Here is a 13,821-nt window from a genome sequence, read left to right as displayed (position 1 = left end):
TGTGTGTTCATTCTATCTGCCAGGCAAGATGGGATCAGCTCTTGTTTAAGGCCTACCGTCGCGCTTCTGCATTTCGTGCGTTCTCTGTTGGCTTGGTGGTAAAGTGAAAAGTGGGGATGTTGGGAGATAGCTGGCTTCTACTTTATGGGCCATTAACGCCCACAGTAGCGACGGTTCATCGACTTTGAAAGACGTTAATGCTGATAGGCAGGAGGCCTTGATACCGCTTGGCATTGGTGAAGGGGATTGATTTCATGCATCTGGGTACCCGTCTGCGTCGCGCATCGGCGACGGCGATCGTCCTGCTGGGCCTGCTGGCAGGCCTGGGTGTCGCGTCCGCCAACGCGGACGATGTCGTGTCCGCCAGTCCGGCGGACACTCCTGTATTTAGCGGGGGGGGGGGGTCGTCAGACCCCTCGCGTAGCTGAGCAAACCCCCGTCACACTCCCCAACAGCGCAACCAGCACTCCCCTGCCTTCACCCTCGCCGCTGCAAACCGCATCACCCCTGAACGCCACGACATCAAGCTCAGTCCCGTCAACGTCGAAGGACGCCACCAAAAGCACAGGTCCTTCTACAGCCAAGCCATCCGGCAAGACGGACGGTCAAGCTTCGCACACGGTGCGCTTCGACCCAGACGACGGCAACACTCCTACCCAGGCGACCGTGAAAGCCGGCACCCTCGCATTCCCTCCGGAAAACAACCCCGTGCGCGAAGGCTACCGGTTCGACGGGTGGACACGCGACGGCCAGCCCTTCGACTTCCAGGTTCCCATCCTCCAGGACACAACTCTGACCGCAAAATGGGCCAAAGCCACGGACTGGACACTGAGCCCGGACCATGGGCCCACCTCCGGTACACAGCTGACCATCAGCCCACCCAGCCTGCAAGAGTCCTATTACACGAGCATCCACACGGCAGGCAGCCAGTTTGTCGGCCTGACCGGCGACGGCCGCATCTACACCTGGGCGCAGGACGGCACACCCAAGCAGGTTCCTCTCCCCACCCAGGCTGCCGACGGGTTTCGCTACCTGCAGGCCGCAGCCGGCAGCCAATGGCAGGCCGCAATAGGATCCGACCAGCAGATCTACACCTGGCCCAACGGACAAACAACGCCCACCATCCTCGACACCAAGCAGAACACCAGGTTCACCAGCATCAGCATGAACGACGACCTGCTGCTGGCGGTGGACCGGCAGGGACAGGTCCACGCCTTCCAAGCCGACCAAACCGACGGTCAGAACGAAAAATTGACAGAACAAGCCACGACCGTTCTGCCCGGGCAGGCCCAGGCGACACTGGCCGTCGCCTCCCCCAGCCGGACCCTCGCCCTGGACGCGGACGGGCAAGCCTGGACCTGGAACACAAGCAGGACCGCCAACGTCAAGCCCGAACGCATCAGACAAGACCAGGGCATGCGCATCACCCAAGCCCAAGCCCTCAGCCAGGGGTTCCTCCTCCTGGGCGCAAACGGGCAGGCCTGTTACCTGGCCGACGGCAAGACAAGCCTCGCAACCACCGGCCTGTCGGAAAACATGAAAGCCAGCCGGATCACCGCCAACAAGAACCAGGCCGTCATCACCGGCACGGACGGCCACATCTGGACCTGGAAGCCAGGCGAGACACCCACGCGCGCGGACAACGGGAACCAGCACTACCTGCAAGCAGTCCGCATCGGCGGCAGGATCACCGCCCTAGACAGGCAGGGCAGCCTATACCAGTGGAGCATCAACACCCAGAACCAGCCAGGCAAGCCAGCAAAAGTCAACACCACCACAGCGCCCACCCTGGAATCAGCCAGCCTGGACAGCCAGTCGCTGACACTTAACAAGACCGACGGCTCCTGGCAGACGGAAATGCCAGCAAGCCAGCCCGGACCAGTCACCATCACACTCGCCGGAAGGCAGGACGGCCAGCCCTTCACCCGGAGCCTCAACTACACGGTCGACCAGACGCTTCTGAAGGACATCCGACAGAGTTCCACCTACACGGTCACTTTCAAGACGGACGGAGGAAGCCCCAAACCCGGAGACCAGCAGGTCACCTATCCCTACGGGAGAGTCCAACGGCCCTCACCCGACCCGACCCGCAGCGGCTACCAGTTCGACGGATGGTTCATCAACGAAGTCGCCTACGACTTCAGCAAGCCCGTCACCGAGAATCTCACCCTCACCGCCAAATGGACCAGCAAAACCCCCAACACCTCCTGGAGAATCAGCCCAGACACAGGCAGCCAGCTCGGCCACGAAACCACCACCATCACCCCGCCAGACAGCACCAGCGGCATCAGATTCAACCAGGTCGGCGGAGCAAAATACTATACCTATGTTTTTTCCTTGGCGGTGGGCAGCGACGGGAAAGCCTACGCATGGGGAGACAACACCTATGGTCAGCTCGGCGACGCAACGACTAACAGCCGGAGTACGCCGAACATAGTGAGGAAACCTGCAGGCGTGCCGACCGACTTCACCTATGTGCAGGTCAGCGCAGGAAAATGGCATTCGCTGGCCGTGGGTAGCGACGGATACGTATACGCCTGGGGCAGCAACCAGCATGGTCAGCTCGGCAACAACACCACAACGTATTCCTCTGTTCCTGTGCGCGTACGCGACCCCGCCAGCCCCAATGACCCGAACAAAGGACTCAAAGCCATACAGGTCAGCGCCGGAGACGAGCATTCACTGGCCTTGGACAGCAACGGATACGTCTACGCCTGGGGATGGAACGACAATGGCCGACTCGGCAACAACAGCACAGCAGATTCATCTTTCCCCGTGCGCGTACGCGACCCCGCCAGCCCCACTGACCCGAACAAAGGGCTCAAAGCCATACAGGTCAGCGCCGGATGGCACCATTCGCTGGCCGTAGGCAGCGACGGATACACCTACGCCTGGGGATTAAACAACTATGGCCAACTCGGCAACAGCAACAAAAGCTCTTCGTCTTTTCCTGTGCGCGTGCGAGACTTCGCCAGCCCCAATGACGCAAACAAAGGACTGAAAGCCGTGCAGGTCAGCGCCGGATACTCTCATTCGCTGGCCGTGGGCAGCGACGGATACACCTACGCCTGGGGATTGAACAACTATGGCCAACTCGGCAACAGCAACACAGTAGATTCGACAGTTCCTGTGCGCGTACGCGACCCCACCAGCCCCAAGGACGCGAGCAAAGGGCTCAAAGCCACAGCGATCAACGCTGGAGGCGAGCACTCACTAGCTGTGGGCAACAACGGATACGCATACGCCTGGGGATGGAACCTGTATCGCCAGCTCGGCGACGGCACTACCAGCAACTCAAGTGTTCCTGTGCCAGTACGCGACCCCACCAGTCCAGCCGACGCTAGCAAAGGGCTACAAGCCACACGGTTCAGCGTCGGAGACCATCATTCGCTGGCCGTGGGCAGCAACGGATACGCATACGCCTGGGGAGAAAACAGCTATGGTCAGCTCGGCGACGGCACTACCGACGACTCAAACGTTCCTGTGTCGGTGTTGTTCAACCTGCAGCCGGTGATCACTGCAGCCAGGTTCGACACCAGCCCAGGCACGAACCTGGCTCCTGTCAGCAACGGTAACGGCGTGACCGTGCTCACACCCGCACACCAGCCAGGTACGGTCACAGTCAGCGTCGACTATGCAATGGGCGGCGCAGGACGCATCCTGACCGACACCTCCCTCAGATACACATACCTGCCTGCAGGCGTGCTCCCCAAGGCCGGAGGGGAGGGCATCCTGCTCGCCCTGGCCACTGGCATGACCGGCATGGGCGGGGTCCTGGCCTCACGCCGCCACCGGAGGGAACTACACCAGCTGCTTCATGCTTCGCACGAGTAAGAGCGGCCGGGCGGCGTATCAATCCCCCCGCCTCCGGCCTACATAGGGGGAGCAGGGAGGGAACGTGTCAATCAAGGCTCAAAACCCAAGAGAGCCGACACTTCCCTCCCGCGCCCCCACCACACTCCGCTCACCCTCCCAAGGGATGGACGGCACATCAGGGGGGGGGGCAACCGCCACGGCGGGATGTGGGCATGCAACCACCCCGCCATGGCGGCCCACCCCCGCCTGATTCCAGCCAGAGCAAACACCCTTTATACCGCCAAACCGGCCATGTAGAATTGAACAAGACGACCATCCCGCCACAGGTGGGAAGACAAGGAGGAGCAGATGGCTTTCAACGGGAATCCGCGGCCGCAGGCCCCATACGGTCAGTATGCGCAGCAGCCGATGCCGACCATGCAGGGCGGTGAGCCCTACGGCATGGGTTCGCCCATCGACACCAACGCAGCATACAGCTTTGAAAAGGCGGAGCGGGTCTCCATGTCCCGCGCCTATGCGGAGATGGCCGTAGGCCTGCTGGTCACCGCCCTGACGGCCTACCTGACCGCCCGGACCGGACTGCTCCTGGCCTTTATGCAGGCCACGGGCGCCCTGGGCTGGATCGGCATGGCCGTGGTCCAGGTGGCCTTCGCCATGATTCTGAGCGTCCGGGTCATGCGCATGCGCACCTCCACCGCCCGGGTCATGTTCTACCTCTATGCGGCCCTGATGGGCTTCACCCTGAGCACCATCTTCATAACCTACTCACTGCCTTCCATCATGCTGACACTGGTGATCAGCGCGGGCTTCTTCTTCGTCCTCAGTATGCTGGGGCTGACCACACGGCGCAACATGCTGGGCATGGGGTCCATCTTCATGGCCGGCCTGCTCATGCTGATCCTGGTCCAGGTGGTCATGCTCTTCCTGGCCCCCTCCGACACGGCCCTGCGCGTGGTCTCGGCCATCGGCATCATCCTCTTCGCCGGGCTGACCATGTATGACGCCCAGCAGACCAGGGTCATCTTCGCCACCTACCGCAGCCAGGGGCCGGAGGCCATCAAGCGGGTCTCCATCCTCTGCGCCCTCAACCTCTACCTGGACTTCGTCAACCTCTTCCTCTACATCCTGAATCTGGTCGGCGACCGCAACTGATATAAGAAATCCCCGCCCCTGGCATCGAGGGGCGGGGATTTTTGTATCTTCAGGCCTCCTGGTCGGCCTTTGACAGCAGCCCACGCAGCACGTACTGCAGGATGCCGCCGTTGCGGTAGTACTCGGCCTCGCCAGGGGTGTCGATGCGCACCTTGGCCGCAAACTCAACCGTGCTGCCGTCGGGCCGCTGGGCCCGCACCTGGACCTGCTCGGACAGGGAGCTGTTCAAGGCGTCGACGCCGATCAGGTCATAGGTCTCCTGGCCGTCCAGCCCCAGGCTCTGGGCCGACTGACCCGCTGGGAACTCCAGCGGCAGCACGCCCATGCCGATCAGGTTGCTGCGGTGGATGCGCTCGAAGGACCTGGCGATGACGGCCCGCACGCCCAGCATCCGGGTGCCCTTGGCCGCCCAGTCCCTGGAGGAGCCCGTGCCGTACTCGCTGCCGGCCAGCACCACCAGGGGCGTGCCCTTCCTTGCGTAGTCCTGCGCCGCCTCGAAGATGGTCGTCTCCTGGCCGTTCAGGAAGTCGTAGGTGAACCCTCCCGGGCGCACATCCAGCCCCGCCGAGGCCAGCAGCTGGTTGCGCAGGCGGATGTTGCCGAAGGTGCCCCGGACCATGACCTCGTGGTTGCCGCGCCGGGAGCCGTAGGAGTTGAAGTCCCTGGGGGCTATGCCATGCTCCTGCAGGTAGCGGCCGGCCGGGGCGTCGGCCTTGATGGCCCCTGCGGGCGAGATGTGGTCGGTGGTGACCGAATCCCCCAGCAGGGCCAGCACCCGGGCCCCGTGGATATCCTCCAGGGGGTCGGGCTGGGCCTTCATGCCATCGAAGAAGGTCTGGCGGCGGATGTAGGTGGAATCCTGATCCCAGTGGAAGAGCTCGCCCTCCGGCACCTCCAGCTTCTGCCAGCGCTCGTCCCCGCCGAAGACGTCCGCATAGTCGCGCAGGTACATGTCCCGGTCCAGGGCGGTGCCCACCACGGACTCGATGGCCTCCTGGGAGGGCCAGATGTCCGCCAGCATGACCGGCTTGCCCTGGCTGTCCTGGCCCAGGGGGTCGCTCCAGGGGTCGAAGTCCATGGTGCCGGCCAGGGCGTAGGCCACCACCAGGGGCGGCGAGGCCAGGTAGTTCATCTTCACATCCGGGCTGATGCGGCCCTCGAAGTTCCTGTTGCCCGAGAGCACGGCCGTCACCGTCAGGTCATGGTCGGCGATGGCCTGGTGGATGGCCGGGTCCAGGGGGCCGGAGTTGCCGATGCAGGTGGTGCAGCCGTAGCCGACCAGCTCGAAGCCCAGGGCGTCCAGGTCCTTGCTCAGGCCGGTCCGGTTCAGATAGTCCGTCACCACCTGGGAGCCGGGAGCCAGCGAGGTCTTGACCCAGGGCTTGGGCTTGAGGCCCCGGGCCCGGGCCTGGCGGGCCAGCAGACCGGCGGCCACCATGACCGAGGGATTGGAGGTGTTGGTGCATGAGGTGATGGCCGCGATGACCACATCCCCGTCCCGCAGGCTGAACTCGCTGCCGTCGGACTTCCTGACCGGCACAGCCTGGCCGTCGCCGTCCCTGCCTTGGTCGCTGTAATCCTTCAGGTCCCGATGGAAGGTCTGCTGGGCCTGGTCCAGCAGGATGCGGTCCTGGGGCCGCCGGGGGCCGGCGATGGATGGCCGCACCGTGGACAGGTCCAGCTCCAGCACCTGGGAATACTCGGGCTCGGGGCAGTCGGCATCCTCCGGATCCATCCACAGCCCGTTGGCCTTGGCATAGGCCTCCACCAGGCGCACATGCTCGTCGCTGCGGCCGGTCAGACGCAGATAGTCCAAGGTGATTCGGTCGATGGGGAAGATGGCGCAGGTGGAGCCGAACTCGGGGCTCATATTGCCCAGGGTGGCCCGGTTGGCCAGGGGGACCTGGGCCAGGCCCTTGCCGTGGAACTCCACGAACCGGCCCACCACGCCCACCTCGCGCAGCATCTGGGTCACGGTCAGCACCACGTCGGTGGCGGTGACCCCCTCGGGGATGGATCCGGTCAGCTTGAAGCCCAGGACCTGGGGCACCAGCATGGAGATGGGCTGGCCCAGCATGGCCGCCTCGGCCTCGATGCCGCCCACGCCCCAGCCCAGCACGCCCAGGCCGTTGACCATGGTGGTGTGGGAGTCGGTGCCCACACAGGAGTCCGGGTAGACCAGGGCCGGCCCCTCCCCCTTGGTCCTGTCCCTGCGCATGACCACCTGGGCCAGGTACTCCAGGTTGACCTGGTGGATGATGCCGGTGCCCGGGGGCACCACGCGGAAGTTCCGGAAGGCCTGCTGGCTCCAGCGCAGGAAGCGGTAGCGCTCACTGTTGCGCTGGTATTCCATGTCCATGTTGTGTTCCAGGGCGCCGGGCACGCCGGAGCTGTCCACCTGGACGGAGTGGTCGATGACCATCTGCGCGGGGATGAGCGGGTTGACCAGGGAGGGGTCGTCGCCCAGGGCCTTGACGGCATCGCGCATGGTGGCCAGGTCGACCATGCAGGGCACGCCGGTGAAGTCCTGCATGAGCACCCGGGCGGGACTGTACTGGATCTCCCTGTCGGGCTGGGCCTTGGGGTCCCAGTCCAGAAGCTGGTCCAGCTGGTCCCGGGTCACCGTGGTCCCGTTCTGATGCCGCAGCAGATTCTCGGCCAGGATGCGCAGGCTGTAGGGCAGGTGGTCGATACCCGGCAGGTCGCTGATCCGGTAGTATTCGAACTCCTCGGAGCCCACCTTGAGCTTGGAACGACCGGCATCTTGTGCGGATTCTGACATGCACCACCCCTTCCTTGGACGCTCAGGCACTGCCCTTGCGCCCATGTGGACCGGCGGCGGGAGGACCCCAGGCCGTCAGTGACGCTTATCTGTGCTTGTGAGGTTCATTCTTAGCGCCTATGTGTTACCTGACGGATGTAACGTGCGCATGCCGGATAGCCCAGGACGGCCAGGACCATGAGCAGGGCACCCGCCAGGGCGAAGGCCACGGTGGCGGCCAGGGCCGGACCGGTGGGCAGGCTGATGGCGAAGAACCGCGCCACAACGGGGATCAGGGCCCCGATCACCCCGGCTGCGCCGAAGAAGAGGACCAGCAGGCCCCTCCAGGAGCGCAGGGGCCGGGCCACCTGGGTCAGGACCAGCACGCCCATGCAGAAGAGGACGATGGCGCAGACCGAACGCCAGCGCCCCAGGTCGCCGGGCCGGGCCAGGTCCAGTCCCAGCAGGCCGGGCAGGCTCCAGGCCGCCGCCAGCACAATGAAAGCCGTGGCGATGCCCGAGGGCAGGGCGAAGGTGACCACACGCTTCAGGAAGCCGGGCCGGTAGCGCCTGGTGTTGGGGGCCAGGGCCAGGAAGAAGGCCGGCGTGCCGATGGTCAGGGCGCCGATGTAGGTGATGTGCCGGGGCAGGTAGGGGAAGGGGATGCCGGTCAGGACCACGCCCAGGGAGATCAGGGCCGAGTAGACGGTCTTGACCAGGAAGAGGCCGGCCACACGCTCCATGTTGGCCATGACCTGCCGGCCCCGGGCCACCACGTCGGGCAGGTGGGAGAAGCGCGAATCCACCAGGACCAGCTGGGCCACGGCCTTGGTGGCGGCCGCCGCATTACCCATGGCGATGCCCAGGTCAGCCTCCTTCAGGGCCAGGGAGTCGTTGACCCCGTCGCCGGTCATGGCCACCGTGTGGCCCTTCAGGTGCAGGGCCTGGACGATGGCCTTCTTCTGGTCGGGCAGGACCCGGCCCAGCACGTCCACGTCCTCCAGGACCTCGGCCAGGGCTGCCGTGTCCTCGGGCAGCTGGCGGGCATCCATGGCCCGGGGCGCCCGGTCGCCGGTCAGGCCCACCTTGTTGGCGATGGCCGCCACCGTGGCCGGGTTGTCGCCCGAGATGACCCGGCAGCGCACGCCCTGCTGGCGGAACCAGGCCAGGGTCTCGGCAGCGTCGTCGCGGATGTGCTCCGAGCAGGTGATCAGGGCCAGGGGCTTCAGGTTCCCGGGCAGGTCGGGGCTGCCGGTGAAGTAGTCAGGCTGGTCGGTGCCCGGGTACCCGCCGGGGGCGGCCAGCATCAGCACCCGGTAGCCGCGGTCGGCCAGGTCGGCCACCTGCCGGTCCACCCGGGGCCAGCTGCCCGCCTGGGATGCCAGGAGCACCTCCGGGGCGCCGAAGTACCAGATTCTGCCGGACTGGTCGGCCACGGCGCTCCACTTGCGGGCCGAAGAGAATGGCAGGCGGCTGACGGCCCTGCCCGGGCGCAGGTCGTCCATCCCCTTGAGGATGGCCCGTCCGGTGGCGTTGGGGCTCTCCTCCGCGCAGACGTCCACCAGGGCCTGCCGCAACTGCCGGGCCGGCAGATCCTCGGCCAGCGGGTGCAGGTCGTCGTAGACGATGCCCCCGTCGGTGATGGTGCCGGTCTTGTCCAGATTCAGGGCATCCACCCGGGCCAGGGTCTCCACGGATTCCATCTGCTGGACCAGGGTCTGGTGGCGGGCCAGGCGGATGGCGGCCAGGGCGAAGTTCAGGGAGGTCAGCAGGACCAGCCCCTCGGGGATCATGCCCACGACCCCGGCCACGGCGGACACCACGGCCTGCCGCCAGGCTCCGGTGGCCAGGGCCGTCTGGAAACCGCCCACGGTCCGCATCTGGGTGAAGATGAGCAGCAGGCAGAGGGGAATGACCACTATGGTCATGACCTTGAGGATGGTGTTGATGCCCTCGTTCAGGTCGGAGTGGACCTTCTTGTAGACCTTGGCCTTGGCCGTCAGCGTGGCGGCGTAGGAGTCGGCGCCCACGGCGGTCACCTGGGCCAGGGCCATGCCCGAGACGGCCGTGGAGCCCGAGTAGACCTGGTCCCCTGGCTTGTGCTTGACCGTGCGCGATTCGCCGGTCAGCATGGACTCGTCCAGCTCCAGGCCGTAGGTGTCGATGATCTGCGCGTCGGCGGGCACCTGGTCCCCGGAGCGGATCCAGAGCAGATCCCCCTTGACGATGGCATCGTGGGGCACGGTCAGGTTGCGCCCATCCCTGCGCACCGTATAGTCAGAGGCCACCAGGATGGACAGCCCGTCCAGGGTGTGCTTGGCCTTGAGCTCGGTGGCCACGCCGATGCCGGTGTTGATGATGATGATCAGGCCGAAGACCGCGTCCTTCCACTGCCCGGTCAGCAGGACCACCACCATGGCGGTCAGGATGATCCCGTTGAAGAGGGTGAAGACGTTGTCGCGGATGATCTGGCCCAGACTGCGGGAGGTTTGGTCCTGGGAGACGTTGACCAGGCCCTGGGCCTTCAGCCGCTCCACCTCCTGGGAGCTCAGCCCCGGCCGGCCGGTTTCCGGAAAGCCTGTGTCCGCTGCTGTGCCCATAGTCGGCTCTTGATCACTTCCTGTGCTCATCCTCGGCCCCCTCTCACTCAGCGCTCAGGCGCACGGCCATGATCCTGGCATGCGGTCCGTCGTCCACAATGGTCTGCAGGGCGTCGGCCAGCAAGGGCGCGCGTGGATGCCCGGAAGGATCCACCGGGTGGACAGTAGCCGCATAGTAGAGCCTACCCGGGTCAGGGGTCCAAGCCTTGGCGCTTTGAGCGAACTCTACCACAGGGATGCCCGCCTTCCGGGCTGCCTTGAGGGCTGGGGTCCAGTCGCCGGCTCCGGGCCGGCGGATCAGAATCAGACTGACCCCGCGGTTGATGGCATCCTGCACGCCATCCTGCTGATCGCCGGTGGACTGTGCTGAGGAGAAATAGCCCTTCATCCTCTCCGCCTTCAATGATGCCAGAATACGGCTGTCAAGACCGGCATCCGGGTCCTTGCCGCCCTTCTGCGGGCAGCCGATCAAAGCCACGAGCGTGTCGGAGCGATCCACGCCGTCGTGGGGCACGGTGCCCTCATGCCAGGAGTCGCCCACGGCCCTGTCCTTGGGGGCGCAGCCGGTCAGCATGGGCAGGCCTGCCAGCAGAGCGACCGCCAGCAGCAGACCCGCCAGCCGCCTGACCGCTGCCAAGACTTGCCCGGCGCGGCTCATGTCAGCGCCGCCTTCCCGCCGTGCGGGTGAAGACCGCCACAGTCTCCACGTGGTGGGTCATCGGGTAGATGTCAAAGGCCTCAAGATGCTTGGGGCTGTAGCCCAGGGAGATCAGGGTGGCCGTATCCCTGGCCAGGCTGGTCGGATCGCAGGCCACATAGATGATGGTCCCAGCCCCGCTGGCGGCCAGTAGCCGGCAGACCTGAGCCTTGGCGCCGGCCCTGGGCGGATCCAGCAGGATCAGGTCGGGATGTCCCAGCCCCTTGGGCGCACCGCCAGCCAGGATCTTGGCCACGTCCCCCCGACGCAGGGCTACCCGGTCCAGTCCGGCCTGCTTCACGTTGTGTTTCGCGCTGGCAATGGCTCTGGCGGACCCCTCCACGGCCAGGAGCCGGGCCCGTCCTTCGGCCAGAGCGGCCAGGGGCAGGGTGAAGAGTCCTGATCCGCAGTAGAGATCCCAGACGACCGGTTCGGCGACCCCATCCAGGGCCTGCCTGGCCTGGTCCAGGACCGCCTTGGTCAGCACAATCGGTGCCTGACGGTGGACCTGCCAGAATCCGTCGGCCCGGACCTGGTAGGCAGGTCCTGCCCCGGCCCCCAGCCGCTCTGTCAGCAGGCGGCTCCCCTTACTCAGGCGACCGTCCACCAGCAGGGCGTAGTTGTCGCCGACCGGTCCCCCGTCGCGCGGCTGGGGCACGGCCAGGCGTATGCGGGCACCGGCGGGCAGGCCGCCCTCCCAGATGCCCAGTTCGTCAGCCTGATCCAGCAGCTCCTGGGTGGCCAGGGGCATGGTCTGAATCGGCAACCGGTCATGCGATCCCCGCCGACGCATGGAAGGGCGCCCCTGGTCGTCGGCCACCAGCTCGATTCGGGTCCTCCAGTGCAGGCCACCCAGCTCCTCATCGCCCGGAACCCGGGCCACCGGCACCTGGACGTCCACCCCGCCCAGACGGGACATCTGCTGACCGATCAGATCAGCCTTCCAGACCAGCTGACCGGGCAGGCTGACGTGAATCAGATCGGCACCACCCAGGCCGCCTCCCCAGGCCAAGGGTCCAGCCAGGGGCCAGACGGGTTCGCGTCGGTCAGGGCTGGCCTCCAACACCTGAGTGACCTCGCCCGTGGCGAATCTGCCGGCCCGACCGTGAGGCTCGTCCAGGAGGACCTCAACCAGCTCCCCTGGCAGGGCAAAGCGGACGAAGACCACCCGGCCGTCCTCCAGGTGGCTTACGCAACGGCCCTGGTCGGCATAGCGTTCGATGCGCAGACGAGCCCTGGTTTCAGTCATGATCGGCATGAACCTCCTGGTCTGTCTGAACCTGGTCGGCCTGGCGACGATGGTAGGGCCCGCCGATCAGCAGCCAGCTGACCCAGATGCCCAGGGCAAACAGGGGCAGGCCCAGAATCAGGCGTGCGGCGCCCAGAAACCCTACGGAACCGGCCAGGTAGAGCGGCACCTGGACCAGCAGGCGCAGCGCGAAGACGGCGATCCAGACCAGGGTGGCCTGGGTATAGGCCCGGACCAGGTCCGGTTCACTGCGCCAGGAGTCCAGCCACTGTCTCCACCCGGAGACCACAGGCCGGCGCAGGTACTCCACCAGCAGGCCGATACCGGGCATCCGTGCCAGCAAAGATGCCCCAAGAACGATGATCCAGAATCCGTTGGTCAGGAATCCTGGCAGATAATAGTTGCGGGCATCCCGGGTCAGCCATGCGGCCACCAGGCAGATGCCCACCGAAAGCAGACCGGTCAGCGCCCCCAGAAAGGACTGCCGCTGGACCAGACGAACTATCAGCTGCACCAGGGCCAGGGCCGCCGAAACCGCCACGGTCAGCCCCAGACGGCCGGTGGCCAGGAAGAAAACCAGAAATACCAGCCCCGGCAGCAGGGACTCGACGATCCCCCGCCATCCGCCGATGGCCTCCATGACGGAGAAATCGTCGTCGGCCAGCGCCGCCAGCCCGGAATGCTTCTGCTTCACAGCCTTAGCGGACCTCCGAGAACATGGGTCCGCGCGACAGGGTGGTCTTCACCTCGGTCTGCTGGTCCGAGTCGAAGGGGCCCTCCGGCTTGCCGGGAATCTGCGCGCTCTGGTCGTCCTTGGACTCCGCGTCTTCGGCTTCTCCCCGGCGCTGATTGGGGGTGACGGGCGCATGCATGGGAACCAGGTCACGAGGGGCCAGGGGCTCATCGCCACGGACAACCACCAGGTCGGCCAGATAGCCGTCGAGCACATCCTTCTCCTTGCCGCCCTTGGCTGCCGGGCCGGAGAAGATGCCTCGCAGCATCCACCTGGGTCCGTCGATGCCCACCACCCGGGTCAGCAGGTTCTTGCCCTTGACCTTGACGGGCAGGGTCAGCTCCTTGCCGAAGACGCCGTCCACCTCCTTGCAGGAGGGGTTAGCCTTGAGCAGATCGGCCCGGACCTCGTCCCACAGGCCCAGGGACTTGGGGGCCGCGAAGGGCTCCAGCTCCAGACTGGAGGACTTGTAGGTGATGGTGGCTCCCAGCACGTCGCCGGTCTGCGAATTGGCCTTGAGCCTCAGCTCGCTGCCCTCAAGGAAGGGCAGCATCAGGGCGCCGATGTCCAGGTACTCATCGGTGTCGGGGGCCTCGGGATCCGTGCTGTCCCAGGGGCCCTTCCCGCTCTGCTCGGCCTCGTCCTGCTCCCCAGCCGTCTCATCGCGGTCCTCCTGAGAGGTCTGCGAAGTCTGGTCGGATTTCTCAGCGCCCTCGGACTTGTCGAGCTCCTTGGACTGGTCCTTCTGATCCTCGAGGTCCTCCTCGGCCCGCTGCTTGGCGCGTTTCCTGCCGAAACCGAACAATCCCATGA

7 protein-coding genes and 1 pseudogene are annotated in these 13,821 nt (G+C 65.8%); 2 read left to right on the top strand and 6 right to left on the bottom strand.

What is annotated here, in order from left to right:
• Positions 1-254 precede the first annotated feature (254 nt).
• Both JF70_RS08475 and JF70_RS03040 read left to right on the top strand, forming a co-directional pair.
• Positions 255-3,834: pseudogene (locus tag JF70_RS08475) on the top strand (RCC1 domain-containing protein).
• Between the two features lie 330 nt (positions 3,835-4,164).
• Positions 4,165-4,968 carry a Bax inhibitor-1/YccA family protein gene (locus JF70_RS03040; protein WP_045935244.1) on the top strand — a complete coding sequence of 268 codons (804 nt, stop codon included), beginning with the start codon at positions 4,165-4,167 and terminating at the stop codon, positions 4,966-4,968.
• Between the two features lie 49 nt (positions 4,969-5,017).
• Here the strand turns inward: JF70_RS03040 and acnA are convergent, their stop codons facing one another.
• The 6 genes from acnA to JF70_RS03010 form a co-directional block, all read right to left on the bottom strand.
• Positions 5,018-7,750 carry an aconitate hydratase AcnA gene (gene acnA / locus JF70_RS03035; protein ID WP_045935243.1) on the bottom strand — a complete coding sequence of 911 codons (2,733 nt, stop codon included), beginning with the start codon at positions 7,748-7,750 and terminating at the stop codon, positions 5,018-5,020.
• Between the two features lie 110 nt (positions 7,751-7,860).
• Positions 7,861-10,329, bottom strand: coding sequence for an HAD-IC family P-type ATPase (locus JF70_RS03030; protein ID WP_045935242.1), 2,469 nt, complete (start codon positions 10,327-10,329; stop codon positions 7,861-7,863).
• Between the two features lie 43 nt (positions 10,330-10,372).
• The gene (locus tag JF70_RS03025; RefSeq protein WP_045935241.1) at positions 10,373-10,987 is read right to left on the bottom strand and encodes a substrate-binding domain-containing protein; all 615 of its coding nucleotides are present in this window, start codon (positions 10,985-10,987) and stop codon (positions 10,373-10,375) included.
• A 1-nt stretch (position 10,988) separates the two neighbouring features.
• On the bottom strand, positions 10,989-12,275 hold the full coding sequence (locus tag JF70_RS03020) for a class I SAM-dependent RNA methyltransferase (RefSeq protein ID WP_045936069.1): 1,287 nt from the start codon (positions 12,273-12,275) through the stop codon (positions 10,989-10,991).
• Positions 12,268-12,915, bottom strand: a complete 648-nt coding sequence (locus JF70_RS03015) for a DUF3159 domain-containing protein (protein WP_052690827.1) — start codon at positions 12,913-12,915, stop codon at positions 12,268-12,270. Before JF70_RS03015 ends, JF70_RS03020 begins: the two co-directional genes overlap by 8 nt.
• A 58-nt stretch (positions 12,916-12,973) precedes the next feature.
• Positions 12,974-13,819, bottom strand: coding sequence for a DUF3710 domain-containing protein (locus tag JF70_RS03010; RefSeq protein ID WP_045935239.1), 846 nt, complete (start codon positions 13,817-13,819; stop codon positions 12,974-12,976).
• Positions 13,820-13,821 lie beyond the last annotated feature (2 nt).

The sequence above is a fragment of the Bifidobacterium mellis genome (genome assembly GCF_000967265.1).
Taxonomy (GTDB): domain Bacteria; phylum Actinomycetota; class Actinomycetes; order Actinomycetales; family Bifidobacteriaceae; genus Bombiscardovia; species Bombiscardovia mellis.
Note: the sequence above shows the minus strand (reverse complement) of the source record. Positions and strands in the feature narration are given on the sequence as shown.

Excerpts from the sequence above, each read along its gene's own strand:
- JF70_RS03040 (WP_045935244.1), top strand. The coding sequence starts at position 4,165 with ATGGCTTTCAACGGGAATCCGCGGCCGCAGGCCCCATACGGTCAGTAT.
- acnA (WP_045935243.1), bottom strand. The coding sequence starts at position 7,750 with ATGTCAGAATCCGCACAAGATGCCGGTCGTTCCAAGCTCAAGGTGGGC.
- JF70_RS03030 (WP_045935242.1), bottom strand. The coding sequence starts at position 10,329 with ATGGGCACAGCAGCGGACACAGGCTTTCCGGAAACCGGCCGGCCGGGG.
- JF70_RS03025 (WP_045935241.1), bottom strand. The coding sequence starts at position 10,987 with ATGAGCCGCGCCGGGCAAGTCTTGGCAGCGGTCAGGCGGCTGGCGGGT.
- JF70_RS03020 (WP_045936069.1), bottom strand. The coding sequence starts at position 12,275 with ATGACTGAAACCAGGGCTCGTCTGCGCATCGAACGCTATGCCGACCAG.
- JF70_RS03015 (WP_052690827.1), bottom strand. The coding sequence starts at position 12,915 with ATGGAGGCCATCGGCGGATGGCGGGGGATCGTCGAGTCCCTGCTGCCG.
- JF70_RS03010 (WP_045935239.1), bottom strand. The coding sequence starts at position 13,819 with ATGGGATTGTTCGGTTTCGGCAGGAAACGCGCCAAGCAGCGGGCCGAG.